19 protein-coding genes are annotated in these 21053 nt (G+C 67.4%); 17 read left to right on the top strand and 2 right to left on the bottom strand.

The features are described from left to right. Nucleotides 1–71: 71 nt before the first annotated feature. Entirely contained in the window at nucleotides 72–980 is a 909-nt protein-coding gene (locus tag ATO6_RS10595; protein ID WP_088623970.1) for a MoxR family ATPase, read from the bottom strand. A gap of 229 nt (nucleotides 981–1209) precedes the next feature. Here ATO6_RS10595 and ATO6_RS10590 point away from each other — a divergent pair, with 229 nt between their 5' ends. The 17 genes from ATO6_RS10590 (at nucleotide 1210) to ATO6_RS10510 (ending at nucleotide 19717) form a co-directional block, all read left to right on the top strand. Next, on the top strand, nucleotides 1210–2241 hold the full coding sequence (locus tag ATO6_RS10590; RefSeq protein WP_088624202.1) for a glycosyltransferase family 2 protein: 1032 nt from the start codon (nucleotides 1210–1212) through the stop codon (nucleotides 2239–2241). Then, nucleotides 2238–2906, top strand: a complete 669-nt coding sequence (locus ATO6_RS10585; RefSeq protein ID WP_254919118.1) for a sulfotransferase family protein — start codon at nucleotides 2238–2240, stop codon at nucleotides 2904–2906. Before ATO6_RS10590 ends, ATO6_RS10585 begins: the two co-directional genes overlap by 4 nt. Then, entirely contained in the window at nucleotides 2903–5245 is a 2343-nt protein-coding gene (locus ATO6_RS10580; RefSeq protein ID WP_088623968.1) for a glycosyltransferase family 2 protein, read from the top strand. Before ATO6_RS10585 ends, ATO6_RS10580 begins: the two co-directional genes overlap by 4 nt. Nucleotides 5246–5275: 30 nt before the next feature. Next, entirely contained in the window at nucleotides 5276–6340 is a 1065-nt protein-coding gene (locus ATO6_RS10575; RefSeq protein ID WP_088623967.1) for a glycosyltransferase family 2 protein, read from the top strand. Between the two features lie 114 nt (nucleotides 6341–6454). Further along, nucleotides 6455–7423, top strand: coding sequence for a phosphoadenosine phosphosulfate reductase (locus ATO6_RS10570; RefSeq protein WP_088623966.1), 969 nt, complete (start codon nucleotides 6455–6457; stop codon nucleotides 7421–7423). Nucleotides 7424–7481: 58 nt separating this feature from the next. Next, on the top strand, nucleotides 7482–8522 hold the full coding sequence (gene pyrC, locus ATO6_RS10565) for a dihydroorotase (protein WP_088624201.1): 1041 nt from the start codon (nucleotides 7482–7484) through the stop codon (nucleotides 8520–8522). Nucleotides 8523–8636: 114 nt separating this feature from the next. Then, on the top strand, nucleotides 8637–9317 hold the full coding sequence (locus ATO6_RS10560) for an orotate phosphoribosyltransferase (protein ID WP_088623965.1): 681 nt from the start codon (nucleotides 8637–8639) through the stop codon (nucleotides 9315–9317). A gap of 360 nt (nucleotides 9318–9677) precedes the next feature. Further along, nucleotides 9678–11183, top strand: a complete 1506-nt coding sequence (locus ATO6_RS10555) for a replicative DNA helicase (RefSeq protein ID WP_088623964.1) — start codon at nucleotides 9678–9680, stop codon at nucleotides 11181–11183. A gap of 117 nt (nucleotides 11184–11300) precedes the next feature. Beyond that, nucleotides 11301–12533 carry a sodium:proton antiporter gene (locus ATO6_RS10550; protein WP_088623963.1) on the top strand — a complete coding sequence of 411 codons (1233 nt, stop codon included), beginning with the start codon at nucleotides 11301–11303 and terminating at the stop codon, nucleotides 12531–12533. A gap of 111 nt (nucleotides 12534–12644) precedes the next feature. After that, nucleotides 12645–13475, top strand: coding sequence for a DUF1194 domain-containing protein (locus ATO6_RS10545; protein WP_088623962.1), 831 nt, complete (start codon nucleotides 12645–12647; stop codon nucleotides 13473–13475). Between the two features lie 63 nt (nucleotides 13476–13538). Beyond that, complete coding sequence (gene alr, locus ATO6_RS10540) at nucleotides 13539–14582, top strand: alanine racemase (RefSeq protein ID WP_088624200.1); 1044 nt, start codon at nucleotides 13539–13541, stop codon at nucleotides 14580–14582. A gap of 64 nt (nucleotides 14583–14646) precedes the next feature. After that, nucleotides 14647–15372 (top strand): ABC transporter permease, encoded by a 726-nt coding sequence (locus ATO6_RS10535; protein WP_088624199.1) that lies wholly within the window; start codon nucleotides 14647–14649, stop codon nucleotides 15370–15372. Beyond that, nucleotides 15369–16109 (top strand): ABC transporter ATP-binding protein, encoded by a 741-nt coding sequence (locus ATO6_RS10530; RefSeq protein WP_088623961.1) that lies wholly within the window; start codon nucleotides 15369–15371, stop codon nucleotides 16107–16109. The genes ATO6_RS10535 and ATO6_RS10530 overlap by 4 nt, the downstream gene beginning before the upstream one ends. A gap of 20 nt (nucleotides 16110–16129) precedes the next feature. Further along, nucleotides 16130–16558 (top strand): paraquat-inducible protein A, encoded by a 429-nt coding sequence (locus tag ATO6_RS10525; protein ID WP_088624198.1) that lies wholly within the window; start codon nucleotides 16130–16132, stop codon nucleotides 16556–16558. Nucleotides 16559–16692: 134 nt separating this feature from the next. After that, nucleotides 16693–17700, top strand: a complete 1008-nt coding sequence (locus ATO6_RS10520; RefSeq protein WP_176440892.1) for a DNA repair protein — start codon at nucleotides 16693–16695, stop codon at nucleotides 17698–17700. A 66-nt stretch (nucleotides 17701–17766) separates the two neighbouring features. Continuing rightward, nucleotides 17767–19134 carry a DNA repair protein RadA gene (radA, locus tag ATO6_RS10515; protein ID WP_088623960.1) on the top strand — a complete coding sequence of 456 codons (1368 nt, stop codon included), beginning with the start codon at nucleotides 17767–17769 and terminating at the stop codon, nucleotides 19132–19134. Between the two features lie 31 nt (nucleotides 19135–19165). Beyond that, nucleotides 19166–19717, top strand: coding sequence for a CvpA family protein (locus ATO6_RS10510; RefSeq protein ID WP_088623959.1), 552 nt, complete (start codon nucleotides 19166–19168; stop codon nucleotides 19715–19717). Between the two features lie 2 nt (nucleotides 19718–19719). On the opposite strand, the gene ATO6_RS10505 is transcribed toward ATO6_RS10510, so the two are convergent. Then, a complete protein-coding gene (locus ATO6_RS10505) occupies nucleotides 19720–20928 on the bottom strand; it encodes an alpha/beta fold hydrolase (protein ID WP_088623958.1) in 1209 nt (402 codons plus the stop codon). Nucleotides 20929–21053 lie beyond the last annotated feature (125 nt).

Below are 21053 nucleotides of genomic sequence, written 5' to 3'. Positions count from 1 at the left end.
GTTGCCCCCCGCGGCCCGTGGGGCCGCCCCCCCGAAAGTATTTGGAACCAGAAGAAGCAAGGGACCGGTGCTCATGCCGGGCCGAGGGAGCTGCGGACCTCGTTCAGGATGCGGGTGGCCTCGGCGCCTTCGATGCGGGCGATGTCGTCCTGGTATTTCAGGAGCGCGCCGAGAGTGTCGGAGACGAGTTCCGGGCTGAGGGCGACGGCATCGAGCGCGATCAGGCAGCGGGCCCAGTCGATGGTCTCGGCGACGCCGGGTTTCTTGAAGAGGTCGGTGGCGCGCAGGGCCTGAACGAAGGCCGTCACCTCCTGCGCGAGGCGGTCGGCGGCGCCGGGGACGCGGGCGCGCAGGATCTCCATCTCGCGGGCGAAATCGGGATAGTCGACCCAGTGGTAGAGGCAGCGGCGCTTGAGGGCGTCGTGGATCTCGCGCGTGCGGTTGGAGGTGAGGATCACGATCGGCGGTTCCGGCGCGCGGATGGTGCCGAGCTCGGGGATGGTGATCTGGAAGTCGGAGAGGGCTTCGAGGAGGTAGGCCTCGAACGGTTCGTCGGCGCGGTCGACCTCGTCGATCAGCAGCACCGGCGGGCCGGCCTCGTGCGGGCGCATGGCCTGCAGCAGCGGGCGTTCGATCAGGAAGTCGGGACCGAAGAGGTTGCGGTTGAGCATCTCGGGATCGGCGGTGCCCGCGGCCTCGGCGGTGCGGATCGCGATCATCTGGGCCGAGAAGTTCCAGTCGTAGGCGGCGGAGGCAGCGTCGAGCCCTTCGTAGCACTGGAGGCGGATCAGGTCGCGGCCAAGCGCCGCCGCCAGCGTCTTGGCGATCTCGGTCTTGCCGGTGCCGGCCTCGCCTTCGAGGAAGAGCGGACGGCCGAGGGTGAGCGAGAGGTAGGTGACCGTGGAAAGCGCGCGCGAGGCGACGTAGTTCTGGGCGGCGAGCATGGCCTGCGTGTCGTCGATCCCGGCGGGAAGGGTCATTGTCTGCGGTCCTCGGTGGTGCGGGCGCCAGCCTGCATGTCGGGCGGGGACAGTCAAGCGGAGGCCGCCGGGCTGCGGAAATGACACGTGGCGGCAGGGTTACGGGGCCCGTGAATTGACGGAAGATCCCGGTGCTGCCATTGTTTCGCCCAAGAAGACGGGTCTGGAGCCCGCCGAGGACAAGAATGAGCAGACAGATGAAGCCGATCCTGCGGGCCGGGGCGCGGCCATGCGCATAACCGCCGTCACCTGTGTCAAGAACGAGGGGCCCTTCCTGCTGGAATGGATCGCCTTCAACAGGCTGATCGGGGTCACCGATTTCCTGTTCTATTCCAACGACTGCACCGACGCGACCGACCGGATGCTTGACCGGTTGGCGGACCACGGCGTAGTGCGCCACCTGCCGAACCCGGCCGAGGGGCGCAACTACCAGATGGAGGCGCTGAAGGACGCCAAGGCGCAGGACGTCGTGACCGATGCGGACTGGGTCTGGATCGCGGATGTGGACGAGTTCCTGAACATCCACGTGGGCGACCACACCATTCCGGCGCTGATCGCGGCCTGCAATGATCCGCAGGCGATCTCGCTCAACTTCCAGTTCTTCGGGAACGGCGGGGTCGAGGCCTATGTCGACCGGCCCGTCATCGAGCAGTTCACCCGCTCGCAGAACCCCGACATCTGGTGCGGCGAAATGGCGATCGAGGTCAAGTCGCTGGTGCGCAAGGATTTCCCCGTCCAATACTACGGCGCACACCGGCCCTTTACCCGCAAGAGCGTGCCCAAGGACCGGCAGCCGGTCTGGACCGACGGATCGGGCCGCCCGGTGCCGGAGGCCTACCTGCTGGCGGCGAACGAGCGGCGCATCCGCAAGTTCCCGGCGCGCGGCGCGCGGGATTTCGCGACGCTGAACCACTACGCGCTGCGCTCGCTGGACAGTTACCTCGTCAAGAACGACCGGGGTGACGTGAACCGCGAGCACCGGCATTTCGACGACACCTACTGGCGCGAACGGGCGGATGTCGCCTGGGAAGACCTGAGCATCCGGCGCTATCTGCCTGCGCTGGAACGGGAAATGGACCGCCTGAAGGCGCTGCCGGACATCGGCGCGCTGCATGACGAGGCGGTGGCGCTGCACCGGGCGAAGCTGGCGCAACTGAATGCGCAGCCCGAGTATCAGGAGATGCGGGCGCAGCTGAAATCGGTGGGCACATTGCCCCCGGCCGAGGAAAAGCTGCTGGCGGACCTGGGGATCGCCCCTTGAGCCGGTTGCGGGTCATCAACCTCGGCCTGCCGAAAAGCGGGACGACGACGCTGGGCAATGCGCTGAAGAGCGCGGGGCTGAAGGTGGCCGATCATCGCATCCGGGCGCGGCAGACCGACGATCCGGAGATCGCGCGGCTGTTCGTGGGCGACCTGCTCTACCGCGGGTATTTCCACACCGGCGATCCGCTCGCGGAGCTGGAGGAGTTCGACGCGGTGGCCGAGGTCTCGCATCTGGCGGGCAAGCATTCGGTCTGGCCGCAGATGGACTTCGGCCTGATCGAGGCGATCCGCGAACATCACCCCGGCGTCAGGTTCGTCGCCACGCAGCGGCGCGCCAAGGCGCTGTCGCGGTCCATGCTGGCCTGGAGCAACATGAGCCAGCGGCTGGAGCAGGCGGACATTCCCGGCCTGCCGCATGGCTACGGGCATACGACGGTCGAACGGGTGATGTGGATCAAGGCGCATTACGCGCATCTGCGGCGGCTGTTCCGGGGCCATTCGGACCAGTATCTGGAACTGGACGTGGCCGCGCCGGATGCGCGGGAACAGCTTTCGGATTACCTCGGGATCGAGGTGCCGTGGTGGGGGCGCGCGAACGTGAACCCGGACGGGCTGGGCGCGGACATGGACGACGAGGACGAAGACGAGGACGCTGAGGCATGAGGATCTTCCTTCACATCGGGCTGGACCAGACGCATGTCGGGCGGCTGCAGGCGGTGCTGGCGTCCAAGCGGGATCAGCTGGTGTCCAAGGGCGTGCTCTATGCCCGCAGTCCGGGAAACCGGAACCATACGCGGCTGTTCATGGCGGTGACGGATCCGGATCACATCGACCCGCTGCGGTTCAACCGGGGCTTCATCCTGCCCGACCGGCAGGCGGAATTGTTGAAGAGCGTCGGTGACGGGATCGCCAAGGAGGTCGACACCCACAAACCCGAGACGCTGATCCTGTCGGTCGCGCAGCTTGGCGCCTCGCTGTCGCAGGTGTCGGAGCTGGAGCGCCTGCGGGCGCTGCTGGCGCCGTTGTCGGAGGACATCCGTATCCTCGCCCACGTGGACGAACCGGCGCGGATGCTGGCGCGGCACTACGCGACGCAGGTGATGGAGGGCCGCGCCACGACGCTGGACGTGGAACTGGGCCTCGGGTCCGACTGGTGGGGCGACGCGCTGGCGGCCATGCCGGAGGTGGACGCGCAGGGCGGCCTGTTCCGCGAAACGCAGGGACCGGCGTTCTGGCTGGATACCGAGCGGCTGGTGGCGCATTGGGAAGGCGTGTTCGGCGCGGGCTCGGTGGAGCTGAGGCCCGTCGACGAGGGCTTCTTCGGCGCAGGCGCGACCGAGGAGCTGCGCGCGGCCTTCGGGATCGGGGAGACTATCGGCAAAGCCGACCCGGCGGTGCCTCCGGTCCAGCCCTCGGCGGCTTGGGTGGCGCGCGGACGGCAGATGAACGACCTGCTGCTGCGGATGCTGGCGAAGAAGACCTATGTCCTGCCGCGCCCGGTCTGGGCCCGGTTCATGGAGGACATCCGCATCGACGGTGCGCCGATCGAGCCCGGTTCGCTCTCGGCGGTGTCGAAGCGGTTCGCCGAGGCGACGGCCCGGCTGGAGGCCCGGTTCCCGGCCCTGGCCGGCAGGCTGGACGCCCCGGCCCCCGCGCCGGACTGGACGGAGGCGGACCCGACGCTTGGCTACCGCGCCTCGCAATACCTGACCGCCTTCCGCTGGCGGATCGACAAGGCAACGGCGGAGGAGAAGAAAACCAAGGTCGCGGCCCTCGCCGCGCTCGACGGCGATGCGCCGCCGCCGCCCGCGCACGAGCCGAGCAAGGCCGCGCAGGCGCAGATGCCCGACCTGGCGATCCGCAAGTTCGACGAGATCATGCGTTCGCCCTTCCGCCCGCACAACCGGATCGGCAAGGTCGACGAGGAGGCGGAGGGCGAGGCCTACGCCCCTGCCCCGCCGCGCGTGCTGCCCGAGGGGTCAACCGGTCGCGTCATCGTCGGCTGCATGAAGAACGAGGCCCCATACATCGTCGAATGGATCGCCTATCACCGGGCGGTCGGCTTCGACAATTTCCTGATCTACACCAACGACTGCACGGACGGGACCGACGCGATCCTGCAGCGGCTGGACGACATGGGCATCGTCCACCACCGTGACAACAATGGGTGGAAAGGCAATTCCCCCCAGCAATACGCGCTGGACATGGCGCTGGAAGAGCCGGTGCTGAAGAACGCCGAATGGATCGCCCATATTGACGTGGACGAGTTCGTGAACGTCCGCACCGGCAACGGCACCTTGGACGATTTCTTTGCCGCCGTGCCGGATGCCACCAATGTCGCGATGACCTGGCGGCTGTTCGGGCACAACGGGGTCAAGGCGTTCGAGGACCGGCTGGTTATCGACCAGTTCGACAGCTGTGCGCCGAAATACTGCCCCAAGCCGCACACCGTCTGGGGCTTCAAGACGATGTTCCGCAACATCAGGGCCTACGAAAAGCTGTCCTGCCACCGCCCGAACAAGATCGCGCATGACCGGGTCAAGGACGTGACTTGGGTCAACGGATCGGGCGCACCGATGGGGCGCGAGGTGATCAAGAACGGCTGGCGCAGTTCCAAGCGGTCGATCGGCTATGACCTGATCCAGTTGAACCACTACGCCCTGCGGTCCGCCGAAAGCTACCTGATCAAGCGCCAGCGCGGGCGGGCGCTGCATGTCGACCGGTCCATCGGGCTGAACTACTGGATCCGCATGGACTGGAGCGATTTCAAGGACGTGACGATCAAGCGCAACGTGCCGCGGGTCGAGGCGGAGCGTGACCGGCTGCTGGCGGATGCCAAGCTTCGCGCGCTGCATGAGGACGGTGTTGCGTGGCACCGCGCCAAGGCCGAGGAACTGCACGGAAACCCCGAGTTCGAAGAGCTTTACCAGCAGGCGCTCAAGGTCCGTCTGAACGAGACGGAGCGCGTGGCCTATGCCCTCGCCCTCGACATGGAGAGCTGAGGTGATGCCGCAACTTTCCCCGGCAACCGCATGAAATTCCTCGCCGTTCTCTGTGTCAGGAACGAAGCGGCCTTCCTGATCGAATGGCTGGCGCATCATCGCGCGGTCGGGTTCACCGACTTCCTCGTCTTTTCCAACGACTGTCAGGACGGCACGGACACGATGCTGGACCGGCTGGCCGGGATGGGGGTGCTGACCCACATCCGAAACGACGGGCCCTATGACCAGGGCGGCATCCAGTTCACCGCGCTGAAGCAGGCGGACCGGCTGGACATCGTGAAGGCGGCGGACTGGATCCTGCCCTTCGACGTGGACGAGTTCGTGAACATCCACGTGGGCGATCACCGCCTGCCCGACCTGCTGGCCGCCCTGCCCGCCGCCACAGCGATCACACTGACGTGGCGGCTGTTCGGCAATGCGGAGGTCGCCCGTTACGAGGACCGCCCCGTGACGCAGCAGTTCACCCGCGCCGCGCCCGAGGTCATGTACTGGCCGTGGCGGGCGTCGATGTTCAAGACGCTCTACCGCAACGACGGGACCTACCGGAAGCTGGGGGTTCACCGCCCGCGCTCTCCGGTCACGGACCGGCTGGAACAGTCGCGGTGGTTCGATTCCTCGGGCCGCGAACTGGACGCCAAGTTCAGGACCGAGCGGATCTTTTCCAGCTACGGACGTCCGAACAACGGGCTGGTGCAGCTGAACCACTACCCCCTCGGCGCGATGGAGAGTTACGTGGTCAAGGCCGACCGGGGACGCGCGGTGCATTCGGACCACCTGCTAGGCCTCGACTACTGGGTCGAGCGGAACTTCAACACCGACGAGGACCGCACGATCCTCGCCCTCGCCCCGGCGATGGAAGGCGAACGCGCGGCGCTTATGGCGGACCCGGAAATCGCGCGGTTGCACGAGGCCGCCGTCGCATGGCGCAAGGCGCGATTCGAGGCGCTGCTGCAGCAGGAGCCGTTCCGCGCCCTGTTCGGACGGCTGCTGATGGCGCCGCCGACGCGGCCGGTTCCGCTGAACGCGGCACGTTTCCTTGTTCACCACGCAAATCTCGGAAAATCCGGCAACAATTCCGTTGCACAGGAAGAATAAGGCCGCTTCGGGGCAACAATCCGCACGGCAATCTTCGCATCGCGCTTGAAATGTTGCAGACTTTACCCCGCACGCCGGACACCGGCGGGCACTGGGTAGACGGGGCACATATCAATGAACGAGGTCGAGGAAGCCCTCGCTAAAGGGCTGTCTGAGTATGGCGAGGCCGACTGGCTGCACGGGCTGGTCGAGATCGCCGAGGAACACGGCTATTTCCAGCCGCTCGGAAAACGCCATTTCGCGGCGCTGGTCGAGAACGGGAACAAGACGCTCTTCGTCAGCTTCGAGACACTGCCCGGCATGCGGACCGAGGGTGAGCCGTTCGGCTGGCGGTTCGTCCGCGAACAGGGCTGGTCGCACCTCTGCCTCGCTTCGGACGGGGACACTTGGTTCCGCGATCCCAAGGTCTACGGCTATTTCGACCGGCTGGTCGACGACGGGTTCCTCGAGGATTTCGAGAAGGTCATCTTCTATGGCGCGGGCCCCTGCGGCTATGCCGCCGCCGCCTTCTCGGTCGCCGCGCCGGGGGCCACGGTCATCGCCATCTCGCCGCAGGCCTCGCTGGACCCCGAGGTCAGCATCTGGGACGGGCGGTTCACCCACATGCGCCGCACGTCCTTCAGCGACCGCTACGGGTTCGCGCCGGACATGGTCGATGCCGCCGACCGGATGTTCCTGATCTACGATCCCGCCGAGACCGAGGACGCGATGCATGCCGCCCTCTTCCGTCGCCGGCATGTGCGGCTGCTGCCGATGCGCCGGATGGGACCGGCGATCGAGGGCGAGCTTAAGGAGATGCAGGTCCTCGGCCGGATCATCGAACTGGCCGGCGCGGACCGGCTGACGCGCGCCGCCTTTGCCCGGCTGAGCCGGACGCGCCGGTCGCACCCGCCCTACCTGCGCCGCCTGATGGCCGCCGCCGAGGCCGCCGACCGCCCGATCCTCGCCGCCGCCGTCTGCCGGAACGTGGTGAAGCGGATGAAGGCCCCGCGGTTCGCCCGAAAGCTGGAGGGTCTGGAAGCGGCCGCGGAACAGCGCCGCGCCGACCTTGCGCTCATGCGGAAGGCAGTCGAGACAGCCTGACCCACGTGCCCGCGCGCCGGGACTGGAAAGCGTCGGGGGCTTGCGCTATGCGAACGGCATGAGCACCTCCCTCACCATCCGCCGCCCCGACGACTGGCACCTGCACCTGCGCGACGGCGCGATGCTGAAGGCCGTCCTGCCGGAAACCGCCCGCCATTTCGCGCGGGCCATCATCATGCCGAACCTCGTGCCCCCGGTGGTCAGGGGATCGGATGCCGCCGCCTACCGCGACCGCATCCTGGCCGCCCTGCCCGACGGCATGGCGTTCGAGCCGCTGATGACGCTCTACCTGACCGAGGATACGGATCCGGAGGACGTGGCCGCGGCGCACGCCTCGGGGCTGGTGAAGGCGGTGAAGCTCTACCCCGCGGGCGCGACGACGAACTCGGCCTCGGGGGTCAAGGATTTCGACAGGATCGCGCCGGTGCTGGAGAAGATGGCCGAGATCGGCCTGCCGCTCTGCACCCATGGCGAGGTGACGGCGGCGGAGATCGACATCTTCGACCGCGAGGCGGTGTTCATCGACCGGGTGCTCGACCCGGTGCGCCGCGCGCATCCGGGGCTGAAGGTGGTGATGGAGCATATCACGACCTCGCAGGCCGCCGATTACGTGCGCAGCGTGGACCGGGGCCTGGGCGCGACGATCACGACGCACCACCTTGTCATCAACCGCAACCACATCCTCGTCGGCGGGATCCGCCCTCATTATTACTGCCTGCCGGTGGCCAAGCGCGAGGAGCATCGCCTTGCCCTGCGCGCCGCGGCGACCAGCGGCGACGCGCGGTTCTTCCTCGGCACCGACAGCGCGCCGCATCCGGACCACCTGAAGGAACATCCCTGCGGCTGCGCGGGCTGCTTCACGGCGACGAACACGATGTCCGTGCTGGCCGAAGTATTCGAGCAGGAGGGCGCGTTGGACCGGCTTGAGGCCTTCGTGTCGCTGAACGGGCCGGGGTTCTACGGACTGCCGGTGAACGAGGACACGATCACGCTGACCAGGGGGGATGCGGTGACGTATCCCGCCAAGATCGAGGCCGGGGGCGAGACCGTGACGGTCTTCGATCCGGGATATCCGCTGCACTGGCGGGTCGATGCCTGAGGGCGTGTCCGCGACGCGCGGGGATTTCGCCCGCGCGGGCGCGGACGAAGCCTCCGGCGGGAGTTCATATGGCCAGATGAAGCATGGGATCGGGCCTAAAGGGAGAAGTTGCGCATGATACCGTCGTCCTATCCGTCGCCCGAGGAGATCGCCCGGCTGTCCGCCGGGATGCTGCTGGACATCCAGGCGGTGCATTTCAATGCGCGCGAGCCCTACACCTACGCCTCCGGGCTGCAGGGGCCGACCTATATCGACTGCCGCAAGCTGATCTCATACCCCCGGATCCGGTCGACGCTGATGGATTTCCTGACCGTGACCGTGATGCGGAACGCGGGGCTTGAGGCCTTCGACAACATCGCCGGCGGCGAGACGGCGGGCATCCCCTTTGCCGCGCTGGTAGCCGAGCGGATGGCGCTGCCGATGACCTATGTGCGCAAGAAGCCCAAGGGGTACGGCCGCAACGCGCGGATCGAGGGGCAGATGACCGAAGGCCAGCGGGTGCTGCTGGTCGAGGATCTGACCACCGATGGCGGGTCGAAGATCAGCTTCGTCGACGCAATCCGCGAGACGGGCGCGAGCTGTGCGCATACGGCGGTGATCTTCTATTACGGGATTTTCCCCGAGACCGAGAAGACACTGGGCGACCATGGCGTCAGCCTGCACCACCTCTGCACCTGGTGGGACGTCCTGGCCGAGGCGCGGCGGCGCGCGGCCTTCGACGACGAGACGCTGGCCGAGGTCGAGGCGTTCCTGACCGCGCCCCGCGCCTGGCAGGAGGCCCGCAAGGCCACCTGACGAATCGCAACAGGCCGCCTTCCTTGCCACAGGGCACGGCTGCGCCGCGCCCTGCCCCGGCGCGCGCCGTGTCAGGGCCCCACGCTTGTGCCCGGTGGTGGAAAGTCGCGCAGCGTTATTTCGGCCTGCCCGGCAAATAATCGCAAGATCTCGCTGAAGGATCGCCAGACCGCCATAGATCTGGTAGGGTGGCGTTATGCACAGGCCATCCACAGGTTATACAGGTTGCCCGACTCGCGGCGGGTTCGCTAAGACACCTGCACACCATCAGATGCGCCGTCCGAGGCGCGCGATCGAGGTCAGGTTGGGCAGACGCGGTGCTGGGGAGCGCCGGGGCCGTCTGTGGCCGAAGGGGACGATATGAACGATCATACACGGATTGACGGGGCCGGTCTGCCGGTGCCGGGCGCGGATGATGCCGCGCAGCGGGTGCCGCATTCGATCGAGGCGGAACAGCAGCTTCTGGGGGCGCTGCTGACCAACAACGACATCTACGACAAGATCGCGGGGATCATCGGGCCCTCGCATTTCTACGAGCCGGTGCATGCGCGGATCTTCGAAACCGCCGCCGCCCGGATCGCGCGCAACAACCTCGCCTCTCCGGTGACGCTGAAGGCGTTCCTGGAAGATGACGCCGGGCTGAAGGAGCTGGGCGGGCCCGCCTACCTCGCCCGGATCGCGGGGGCCGCGGTCAGCGCCTACGCGGCGCGCGACTATGCGCAGATGATCTATGACATGGCGATCCGCCGCCAGCTGATCGAGCTGGGGCAGGAGATCAGCTCCAAGGCCGCCAAGGTCGACGTCAAGAACGAGCCCAAGGAGCAGATCGTCGAGGCCGAGCAGAAGCTCTACAAGCTGAGCGAGCAGGGCCATACCGAAAGCGGGTTCCAGTCCTTCCTGAAGGCCGTGACGGATGCCGTGAACGTCGCCAACGCCGCCTACCAGCGGGACGGCGGGCTGGCGGGGATTTCGACCGGGCTGATCGACCTCGACAAGAAGCTGGGCGGCCTGCATCCCTCGGACCTGCTGATCCTCGCCGGGCGGCCGTCGATGGGCAAGACGTCGCTGGCGACCAATATCGCGTTCAACGTGGCCAAGGCCTACAAGCGCGGGATGAAGCACGATGGCACCGAGGGTGCGGTGGACGGCGGCGTGGTCGGGTTCTACTCGCTCGAAATGAGCGCCGAGCAGCTGGCCGCGCGGGTCCTGTCGGAGGCGGCCGAGGTGCCGTCGGAACAGATCCGCAAGGGTGACATGACGGAGGAGGAATTCCGCCGCTTCGTCGAGGCCGCCAAGCAGCTGGAAGCCTGCCCGCTGTTCATCGACGACACCCCTGCCCTGCCGATCGCGCAGCTGGCCGCGCGGGCGCGGCGGCTGAAGCGGACGCACGGGCTGGACCTGCTGATCGTGGACTACCTGCAGCTGGTGCGCGGCACCGCCGAGAACCGGGTGAACGAGATCGCCGAGATCTCGATGGGGCTCAAGGCCATCGCCAAGGAGCTGAACATCCCGGTGATCGCCCTGTCGCAGCTGTCGCGTCAGGTGGAGAGCCGCGAGGACAAGCGGCCGCAGCTGTCGGACCTGCGTGAATCGGGCTCGATCGAGCAGGACGCGGACGTCGTGATGTTCGTGTTCCGCGAGGAATATTACGTCGAGCGGGAAAAGCCCTCGGACGACCGGATCGAGGAAATCGCCGCGTGGCAGGAGCGGATGGCGCGCCTGCACGGCAAGGCCGAGGTGGTCATCGGCAAGCAGCGTCACGGCCCGATCGGCACGGTGGAGCTGAGCTTCGAAGGCCGGTTCACGCGCTTCGGCAACCTCGTGAAGCCCTGGCAGAACGGCGGCGACGACGGCTACGGCCATTAAGGAATAATCGAGCGGCGCAGGCCCTTCCTTCTGCGGGAGGAGGGGCCGCCGCTGGATTTGTGGCGGTTCCGTATGGTGAGCGGGAACCGGGCCGGGGGATCGGCGTTGCACCCGGTAATGAATGACTTTTTCGGTTTCACCTCCTACCACATCCTGATGACGATCACGGGCGGCGCGCTGTTGCTGTCGCTGTGGTTGCCCGTGCGGCTGTTCCCGCGCCCGCCCGCGGGCTCGGCGCTCCTGATGCTGGCCGGGCTTCTGGCGGCCCTGGTCTTTCCGGGCGCGACCGCGTTCCTCGACCCTTCGGAAAACCCCAAGATCTGGGAGATCACGACCGAGATCGTCGTGATAGTCGTGCTCTTCGCCACCGGGCTCAGGATCGACGATCCGGGCAGCCTGCGGACCTGGCGGTCGACCATCGGGCTGCTGGCGATCACCATGCCGCTGACCATCGCCGCGGTGGCCTTCCTCGGGGTCTGGCTGGCCGGGCTCACGCTGGCGGGCGCGCTGGTGCTGGGGGCGGTGCTGGCGCCGACCGACCCGGTGCTGGCGGGCGACGTGCAGATCGGCCCGCCGCTGGAAGGGCGCGAGCATCCGGTGCGGTTCACCCTGACGACCGAGGCCGGGCTGAACGACGGGCTGGCCTTTCCGTTCGTCTACCTCGCCATCCATGTCGCGATGGCGCCCGAGGGCGGCTGGCTGCTGGACTGGGCGCTGTTGGATGTCCTTTACCGCATCGTCGTCGGCGCGGTGATCGGGGCCGGGATCGGGTGGATCGTGGCGCGGCTGCTGTTTTCCGGGATGGAGAACAAGCGGCTGGCGGATGCGGGACCGGGATCGCTGGCGCTCGGGGCCGTCCTGCTGGGCTATGGCGCGTCGGAACTGGTCGAGGGCTATGGCTTCATCGCCGCCTTCGTCGCCGGGTTCGTCTGCCGCAGGGGCGAGGCGGAGCACCGTATCCATCGCAAGTTGCACGACTTTTCGGACAGTATCGAACAGGCGGCGACGGCGATCCTGCTGGTCCTGCTGGGCAGCCTGATGCCGCTGTTGTGGAGCGAGCTGGACTGGCGGCACAGCCTGATCGGCTTCGGCCTGTTGCTAGTGATCAGGCCGCTGGCCGGGTGGCTGGGTCTGTTGGGGTCGGGCCTGAAAGGCGGCGCGCGCTGGCTGACCGCATTCTATGGCGTGCGCGGGATCGGGTCGGTCTATTACCTCGCCTATGCCTCGGGTCATATCGAGTTCGCGAATGACCGGGCCCTCTGGGCGCTGGTGGTCCATGTGATCTTTGCCTCGACGGTGATTCACGGGCTGACCGCCCGCTCGGCCGTCCGGCGCATCCTGCCCGAGTGAGCGCCGTCGTTTGCGGCGGGACTTCGGTCGCGCGGGGGCGTCAGACATCACATTTGCTTGCATGCGCCTGTTCTGCTGGACAGGTCAGGGCGGCGGGGCAAGACTTGGTCCATGCTCCGAACACTCGCCGCCCTGTTTGCCACCGCATTCGCCGCGCCTGCCACAGCCCAGGTCGAGCCCTACGATCCGAATTCGGTCGAGGTGGATGTCGAACTGCTGCTGCTGGTGGACGTGTCCCGCTCCATGACCCCGAACGAGCTGGAGATCCAGCGTCGCGGCTATGCCGAGGCGCTGACCTCGGACGCGGTGCTGCAGGTGATCGGGGACGGGTTCCTCGGCCATATCGCCATCGCCTATGTCGAATGGGCGGGGGCATGGTCGCAGAACGTGGTGCATGACTGGGCGATCATCGGATCGCGCGAGGATGCCGAGGCCTTCGCGCAGACCCTGACCCGGCACTTCAGCCAGGGCATGCGCCGCACCTCGATCTCGGGCGCGCTGACGACCGGGGCGGACCTGTTCAAGGACAACGGGTTCACGGGGCTGAGGCGGGTCATCGACATATCCGGTGACGGCCCGAACAACGACGGCGGCCCGGTGATTCCGGCGCGCGACACGGTTCTGGCGCAGGGGATCACCATCAACGGCCTGCCGCTGATGACGCAGGAAGGCATCGGGACCCAGTGGAACCTGCCGGACCTCGATCAGTACTACATCAACTGCGTGGTCGGCGGCTCCGGCAGCTTCGTCATCCCCGTGACCGACTGGGCCGAGTTCGCCGGCGCCGTGCGCAAGAAGCTGGTGCTGGAGATCGCGGGCGACGTCCCGCCCCCCGCCCCGCCCGTCAACCGGATGGGTGTGAGGCCCGCGCAGGACGGCGGCTACGACTGTCTGGTGGGCGAAAAGATCTGGGACAACTACCGCCGCATGTGGGAGCCCTGAGTCGCACCTCCGCGCGGGGTGTTCCCCCTTGCGCTGCGGGCGCTTGGCCGTCACAACAGCCGCATGGGAACCGGACAGCTAACCATTGATCTCGACGCGCTCGCCGACAACTGGCGGGCGCTGAATGCCGCATCCGCCGACCGGGTGGAAACTGCCGCGGTGGTCAAGGCCGACGGCTATGGCCTTGGCGTCGGACGCGTGGCCAAGGCGCTGGCGCGGGCCGGTGCGCGGCGCTTCTTTGTCGCCGTGGCCGAAGAAGGCGCGGCGGTGCGCGAGGCGCTTGGACCCGGCGTCGAAGTCAACGTCTTCGGCGGGCACATGCGCGGCGACCGCGACATGATCGCGGATCTCGACCTCGTGCCGATGATCAACTCCATCGACCAGTTGCTGCGGCACGTGGAGGCCCTGCCCGGCCACCGCTTCGGCATCCAGCTGGACAGCGGGATGAACCGGCTGGGAATGGAGCCCGCGGAATGGGCCGCCGTGCGCGAGATCGTGCTGGAACAGCGCCCGACGCTGATCATGTCGCACCTCGCCTGCGCGGACGAACCCGACCACGCGATGAACCGGCTGCAGCTTTCGTCGTTCATCGACATGACCGAAGGGCTGGACGTGCCGCGGTCGCTGTCGGCCACCGGCGGCATCCTGCTGGGGCCGGAGTTCCATTTCGACCTGACCCGCCCCGGCATCGGGCTTTATGGCGGCCGTCCCTTCGAACAGGCACGGCCGGTCGTGCGGCTGGACCTGCCGGTGATCCAGGTCCGCGATCTGGACCCGTCGGAAACGGTCGGCTACGGCAACACATGGACGTCCCGCGGGCCGGTGCGGATCGCCACCGTCTCGGGCGGCTATGCCGACGGCATCCACCGCATCATGGGGCCGAAGACCGCGTTCTTTGCCGGCGATGTCCCCTGCCCGGTGCGTGGCCGGATCTCGATGGACCTGATCACCGTGGACGTGACCCATCTGGACGAAGACCCCGAGGAGCTGTCGCTGCTCTGCCATCGTCAGGGCGTCGACCACCTGGCCGACAATGCCGGCACCATCGGCTACGAGATCCTGACCTCGCTCGGCAATCGCTTCGCCCGGCGCTACGCGGGCGGCTGAGGTGACGGGGGTCCTGACAGGGATCCTCGGCGGGATCGGCGCGACGGTGCTGGGCCTGCTGGCGATGATCGGGCGGGTGACGATATTCCTCGGCCAGACCCTGTCGCACATGGTGCGCCCGCCGTTCTACCCCCGTGAATTCGGATCGGCGCTGCTGACCATCGGCTGGCTGTCGCTGCCCGTGGTGGGCCTGACCGCGATCTTCACCGGCGGTGCGCTGGCGCTGCAGATCTACGCCGGTGGCTCGCGCTTCGACGCCGAGGCGGTGGTGCCGCAGATCGTTGCCATCGGCATGGTCCGCGAACTTGGGCCGGTGCTGGTCGGGCTGATGATCGCGGCGCGCGTCACCTCCTCCATCGCGGCCGAGATCGCGACGATGAAAGTGACCGAGCAGATCGACGCGCTCGTCACCTTGTCGACCCATCCGATGAAATACCTGACCGTGCCGCGCGTGCTGGCCGCGCTGATCACCGTGCCGGTGCTGGTCGGCGTGGGCGACGTGATCGGCATCCTCGGCGGTTACCAGGTCGCGACCGGGCAGCTCGGCTTCAACCCGGCGGCTTATCTCAAGAACACCATCGACTTCCTCGAACCGCTCGACGTGATCTCCTCGCTGGTCAAGGGCGCGGTGTTCGGGGTGATCGCGGCGCTCATGGGCTGCTATTCCGGCATGAACTCGGGCCGTGGCGCGCAGGGCGTGGGCCGCGCGACGAAAAGCGCGGTCGAGGCGGCGGCGGTGATGATCCTCGCCGCGAACTTCCTGCTGACCGGGGTCTTCTTCTCGCTATGATCAGGTTCGACGACGTCCATAAGAGCTTTGGCCCCAAGAAGGTGCTGCGGGGCATGACGCTGGAGGTGCCGAAGGGCGAGTCGATGGTCATCATCGGCGGCTCGGGCACCGGTAAATCCGTGGCGCTGAAATGCGTGCTGGGGCTGATCCGGCCCGACAGCGGCACCATCACGGTCGAGGGCGGCGAGGGCCGCGACCGCGACGCCTTTCTCGCCCGGTTCGGCATGCTGTTCCAGGGTGGTGCGTTGTTCGACAGTCTGCCGGTCTGGCAAAACGTCGCCTTCCGCCTGCTGCGCGGCTCGCTCAAGCGGCCGCGGGACGAGGCCAAGGCCATCGCGGTCGAGAAACTGCGCCGGGTCGGGCTGAAGCCGGACGTGGCGGACCTATTCCCGGCCGAATTGTCGGGCGGGATGCAGAAACGGGTGGGCCTTGCCCGCGCGATCTGTGCGGACCCCGAGATCATCTTCTTTGACGAACCCACCACCGGGCTGGACCCGATCATGGCGGGCGTCATCAACGAACTGATCCGCGAGATCGTGACCGAGATGGGCGCGACCGCGATGACGATCACCCACGACATGACCAGCGTCCGCGCCATCGCGGACCGGGTGGCGATGCTGCACGACGGGGTGATCCAGTGGACCGGCCCCGTGGGACAGATGGACACCTCGGGCGATCCCTATCTCGACCAGTTCATCCACGGTCGCGCCGAGGGGCCCATCGAGGCGGTCCGGTGAGCGTTCCGCCGCTCGGGCGTCTGCTGATCCTCGGCAATGCGGCGCTGTTGCTGCTCTATCCAGTCGCATGGAACGCACCGCTGCTGCGCGCGGGATTGTTGCCGTTGTTCGGCCTGTCCGAGATCTCCGTATGGTCCGGGATTGTGTCGTTATGGGAAACAGACCGTTTTCTTGCCTCAATCGTGGTTTTCTTCGCGATCCTCGCACCATACGCCAAGACGCTCGCGCTACTCGCGTTCCAGACCGGCTTTCTCGTCCCGCGGGCGAAGCCTGTCCTGACTTGGTTCGGCAGGTTAGCAATGGCCGACATATTCCTGATTTCGTTATATATTGCCATCGCCAAGGGCATCGGTATCGGGCGGGTGGAAACCGGCTGGGGCCTCTATCTCTTCACCGGCTGCGTGCTGGCCTCGCTGGCGCTGTCCCATGCCTCGAAACCGTCCGCCTGAGCGCTTGGCGCAGAGCCAAGTGACGGACCGGACGGAACCAAATCCGAAAACCTGTGTTAACTAATCGGCAGAAAGACGCCGATTCGCGGTTTTTTGCCGGTCATGGTTTGCGAGTCTGCAGGGGGCGACAGGATATGAATACGACACGGAACGGTGTGACGGCACCGCGGCAGGGCACGCCCGCGCTTCTGGCAACGCGCATTGTGCAACCTCTCGCCACCGCGGCGCTGGCGCTGCTGGCACTCTCCCTCGTCACCGTCACCCTGCTCTGTGCCTTCGGTGTTCTGCCCTGGCCCGAACTGGCACTTGCGTGGAACGGCGCACCGGTCGAAGGCGCGGGTATGTGGGCGCTGATCGGTCTGACCGTGCTGGCGATCGGGCTGTGCAGCTTCGTCCCCTCCAACGGCCGGATCATGGCGCTGGAAACCTCGCACCGGAACTTCCACATCTCGATGCACGACGTCGCCCATGCCTATCACAAGGCCCATGCCGCCGACCGCGAAGGCGTGTTCCGCATGAGCCACGAATTCGATGCCGTCCGCGAACGCATCGCATTCCTGCGCGACCACCCCGACCTCGACGGGCTGGAGCCCGAGATCCTCGAGGCCGCGGCGCAGATGAGCCAGGTCAGCCACGAACTGGCGTCGATCTATTCCGAGGAAAAAGTGAACCGCGCGCGGACCTTCCTGAAACAACGTCAGGAAGAGATCGAACAGTTCAACGACCGTCTCGACACGGCCAAGGCGATCACCAACGACCTGCGCCGCTGGCTCGATGCCGTCGAGATGGAGGAAAGCATCGCGCGGTCGCAGCTGGACCGGATGCTGGCCGAACTGGACGACCTGCTGCCCGAACTAGGCATGGGTGTCGCTGCGGCCGTCCAGAAGGACGTGCAGCAGGACAGGAAACCGCGTGCCGTGCCGACACCGGTTCCGGCCGCACCGGTCGTCGCTGCCCCTGCCCCCGCGCGCGTCCGCAGGAAAGAGGCCGAGCGTGTCACCTCGCTGGCCGATGCGATGAAGCTGTCGGGCTATGAACTGGACAGCTACGAGGACGAACATGCCGATGCGGAGGACTTTCCGCCGCTCACCGGCCAGCAGCGCCTGAACGTCATCGGCATGACGAAACCCGCCGCCGAATGATCCGGACGCCGGGCGGGACGTCGCTGCGCGATTGACCGTCCGCGCCCGCCGGGGCAAGAAGCGGCCATGGCCCGCGCGACAACCTCCTTCACATGCAATGCCTGTGGCGCCGTCCACACCAAGTGGTCGGGCCAGTGCGACGCCTGCGGCGCATGGAACTCGATCGTCGAGGAAGCACCGCTCTCCGCCGCTTCGGGCAAGACATCGCTCGGGACTGCGCGCGGCCGGGCGATCGACCTGACCGACCTCAGCACCCGCGAGGCGCCCCTGCCTCGCACCGCCAGCGGCATGGGCGAACTGGACCGCGTTCTGGGCGGCGGGCTGGTGCCGGCCTCGGCCATCCTCGTCGGGGGCGATCCGGGGATCGGGAAATCCACGCTGCTGCTGCAGGCCGCCGCGCGGTTCGCCGGGACCGGGCTCAAGGTCGTCTACATCTCGGGCGAGGAAGCGGCAGGACAGATCCGCATGCGCGCCGAACGGCTTGGCCTGACCGACGCGCCGGTACAGCTGGCCGCCGAGACGGTGCTGCGCGACATCCTGACCACGCTGGACCAGCTCAGGCCGGACCTCGTGGTGGTCGATTCGATCCAGACCATGTGGTCCGACAGCGTCGACAGCGCCCCCGGCTCCGTCAGCCAAGTCCGCGCGGCGGCGCACGAGCTGACCGCCTTCGCCAAGCGACGCGGGTCGGCGGTGATCCTTGTCGGTCACGTCACCAAGGAGGGCCAGATCGCCGGTCCCCGCGTGGTCGAGCACATGGTCGACACGGTGCTCTATTTCGAGGGCGAGCGCGGGCACCAGTTCCGCATCCTGCGCGCGGTCAAGAACCGCTTCGGGCCGGCGGACGAGATCGGCGTCTTCGAGATGACCGGCGGCGGGCTGAGCGAAGTCACCAACCCTTCGGCCCTGTTCCTGTCCGAACGCGGCCAGCCCGCGCCCGGCTCGGCCGTTTTCGCGGGGATCGAGGGCACGCGGCCGGTTCTGGTGGAGTTTCAGGCCCTCGTCGCCCCCACCCCGCATTCGCAGCCGCGCCGGTCGGTCGTGGGCTGGGACGGCGGGCGGCTGGCGATGATCCTCGCGGTGCTCGAGGCCCGCTGCGGCATCCCCTTTGCCGGCCTCGACGTCTATCTGAACGTCGCCGGCGGCATGAAGATCGGCGAGCCGGCGGCGGATCTGGCTGTGGCCGCGGCGCTACTTTCCGCCCGAGAAGACACCGCGCTGCCCGCAGACTGTGTCGTTTTTGGCGAAATCTCCCTGTCCGGCGCACTGCGTCCGGTGTCCCAGACGGAAAACAGGTTGAAAGAAGCGGCGAAACTTGGTTTTTCCTCGGCCATCGCACCGGCCGGAGGCAAGCCGGGCGGTGAAAGCGGGATGACAGTGACGCGTATGTCAGACCTCACCGCTTTCGTGGGCGAGATTTTCGGCGCGGGCTGATCCGCACCACTGGCGGCCGGGGAGCAGGCGAATGGAAGGTTTCACGATCATCGACGGCGTCGTCGCCGCGGTCATCATCCTGTCGGCGATCCTCGCCTATTCGCGCGGGTTCCTGCGCGAGGTCATGGCGATCGCCGGATGGGTCGTCGCGGCGGTTCTGGCTTTCATCTTTGCGCCGCAGGTCCAGCCGCTGGTCAAGGAAGTGCCGGTGATCGGCGACTTCATCGCGGACAGCTGCGAACTGTCGATCATCACCGCCTTTGCCGCCGTCTTCGCGGTCGCGCTGGTCATCGCCTCGCTGTTCACGCCGCTCTTTTCCTCGCTCGTCCAGCGTACCGTCCTCGGCGGGCTGGACCAGGCGCTCGGGTTCTTCTTCGGCGCGGCGCGCGGTGTGCTGCTGGTCGCCATCGCCTTCTTCGTCTACGACACCGTGCTGACCTCGCAGCAGATCACGATGGTCGACGACAGCCGTTCGGCACAGGTGTTCGCCCAGCTGACCGGCCGGATCGAGGAAGAGGATCCGACCCGCGCACTTGGCTGGATCACCGAACAGTACGAACGCCTCGTCGGCGCCTGTTCCTGATCTCAGGCCCCCTGCTCGGCCAGAAATTCCTCTATGGCGGACATGACCGCCTCCCACGCGGGTTCCTGCGGCGGGATGATGTGTGACGGGCTGTCCAGCGCGACAAAGCGGGCGTCCGGGATCCCCGACGCCAGTGCCCGCCCCTGATCGAAGGGCTGCGCGGCGTCGCCCCGCGCATGGCTGACCAGCGCCGGACAGCGGACATCGGCCAGCAGGTCGCGGACATCCAGTTCGTTGATCGCCCGGCGCAGGCGTTCGGCGAACTCGGGCGTGGCCGACTGGACCTGCATGTCGAGAAAGCTGTCGATCTGCTCGGCCGTGCCCGTCGGCAGGAAGAGCGAGGAAAACGCGCGCATGAAGGCGCTGCCGGGTGTGCCCCAGCCATTGCGGATCAGGCTGAGGAAGGTTTCGGACAGCGCCGTCCCCTCCTCGCGGTCGCGCACCGCCGCGCCACGGACAAAGCCCGCGTGCAGGACCAGCGCGCTGACCCGGTCAGGGTAGCGCGCGGCGAAGGCGATGCCGACCGGCACGCTCTGTGACACGGCATAGAGCGCGAACCGGTCCAGACCCGCCGCATCCGCCACCGCCTTCATGTCCGCGACGAAGGCGTCCAGCGTCAGCGGCCCGCAGTCCCGGTCCGACAGGCCCGTGCCACGCGGGTCGTAGCGATAGAGCGAGCGGGTCGCCCCGAAGCGGTCGATCAGCGGGCGCCAGACCGGGCTCTGCCAGTCGAGCTCCAGATGCGAGAGCCAGTGCCCGGCCCGCAGCAGCGGCGGTCCCTCGCCCGATTTGGCCCACGCGATGCCGGTGCCGTCGGCCGACCGGGTGATCCGCACCACCTGATGCGCGCTTTCGACCGGTCGCGCTATTGCGGTCGCCTGCCCCGGCCCGGCATCCCCGGCCCCCGTTTCCACCGGCACCGCCAGCTGCAATCCACGCCGCACCACCGTGCGGATGACCGCCTGCCGCTGACCGTCATCCCCGACCGCCACCCGCGCGGCGTTGATCCGCGCGCTGATCGTCGCCTCGGACACGATGCGGCCGGACCAGACCGCCGCCACCATCTCGTCCCGCGTGACCAGCCGCCCGCCGCCCTCGGCCAGCAGGCGCAGCAGGGCAAAGACCTGTGGCTCCACATGCACCGGCCCGCCTGCGCGGGTCAGTTCGTGGCGCTCCGTATCCAGCGCGCAATCTGCGAAACGGTAGATCATGGAACCAGTTAAGGCGCGGTTTCCGAGTTTCTCAAGCCGGAACCCTGCGAAATCAGGGGTATCTCAAGGGTTTCAGAAGGCGGTCTTCAAGCGCCGGTCGGCAATGGGGCGCAGGATGGTGTCAC

It is taken from the genome of Oceanicola sp. 22II-s10i, from assembly GCF_002210105.1.
Taxonomy (GTDB): Bacteria; Pseudomonadota; Alphaproteobacteria; order Rhodobacterales; family Rhodobacteraceae; genus Pseudooceanicola.
The sequence above is the reverse complement of the archived record's forward strand: the minus strand, read 5'-3'. Positions and strand labels throughout refer to the sequence as shown.

What these genes read in the sequence shown, in the direction of transcription:
- ATO6_RS10595 (WP_088623970.1), bottom strand. Translation starts at nt 980, where the DNA reads ATGACCCTTCCCGCCGGGATCGACGACACGCAGGCCATGCTCGCCGCC.
- ATO6_RS10590 (WP_088624202.1), top strand. Translation starts at nt 1,210, where the DNA reads ATGCGCATAACCGCCGTCACCTGTGTCAAGAACGAGGGGCCCTTCCTG.
- ATO6_RS10580 (WP_088623968.1), top strand. Translation starts at nt 2,903, where the DNA reads ATGAGGATCTTCCTTCACATCGGGCTGGACCAGACGCATGTCGGGCGG.
- ATO6_RS10575 (WP_088623967.1), top strand. Translation starts at nt 5,276, where the DNA reads ATGAAATTCCTCGCCGTTCTCTGTGTCAGGAACGAAGCGGCCTTCCTG.
- ATO6_RS10570 (WP_088623966.1), top strand. Translation starts at nt 6,455, where the DNA reads ATGAACGAGGTCGAGGAAGCCCTCGCTAAAGGGCTGTCTGAGTATGGC.
- pyrC (WP_088624201.1), top strand. Translation starts at nt 7,482, where the DNA reads ATGAGCACCTCCCTCACCATCCGCCGCCCCGACGACTGGCACCTGCAC.
- ATO6_RS10560 (WP_088623965.1), top strand. Translation starts at nt 8,637, where the DNA reads ATGATACCGTCGTCCTATCCGTCGCCCGAGGAGATCGCCCGGCTGTCC.
- ATO6_RS10555 (WP_088623964.1), top strand. Translation starts at nt 9,678, where the DNA reads ATGAACGATCATACACGGATTGACGGGGCCGGTCTGCCGGTGCCGGGC.
- ATO6_RS10550 (WP_088623963.1), top strand. Translation starts at nt 11,301, where the DNA reads ATGAATGACTTTTTCGGTTTCACCTCCTACCACATCCTGATGACGATC.
- ATO6_RS10545 (WP_088623962.1), top strand. Translation starts at nt 12,645, where the DNA reads ATGCTCCGAACACTCGCCGCCCTGTTTGCCACCGCATTCGCCGCGCCT.
- alr (WP_088624200.1), top strand. Translation starts at nt 13,539, where the DNA reads ATGGGAACCGGACAGCTAACCATTGATCTCGACGCGCTCGCCGACAAC.
- ATO6_RS10535 (WP_088624199.1), top strand. Translation starts at nt 14,647, where the DNA reads ATGATCGGGCGGGTGACGATATTCCTCGGCCAGACCCTGTCGCACATG.
- ATO6_RS10530 (WP_088623961.1), top strand. Translation starts at nt 15,369, where the DNA reads ATGATCAGGTTCGACGACGTCCATAAGAGCTTTGGCCCCAAGAAGGTG.
- ATO6_RS10520 (WP_176440892.1), top strand. Translation starts at nt 16,693, where the DNA reads ATGAATACGACACGGAACGGTGTGACGGCACCGCGGCAGGGCACGCCC.
- radA (WP_088623960.1), top strand. Translation starts at nt 17,767, where the DNA reads ATGGCCCGCGCGACAACCTCCTTCACATGCAATGCCTGTGGCGCCGTC.
- ATO6_RS10510 (WP_088623959.1), top strand. Translation starts at nt 19,166, where the DNA reads ATGGAAGGTTTCACGATCATCGACGGCGTCGTCGCCGCGGTCATCATC.
- ATO6_RS10505 (WP_088623958.1), bottom strand. Translation starts at nt 20,928, where the DNA reads ATGATCTACCGTTTCGCAGATTGCGCGCTGGATACGGAGCGCCACGAA.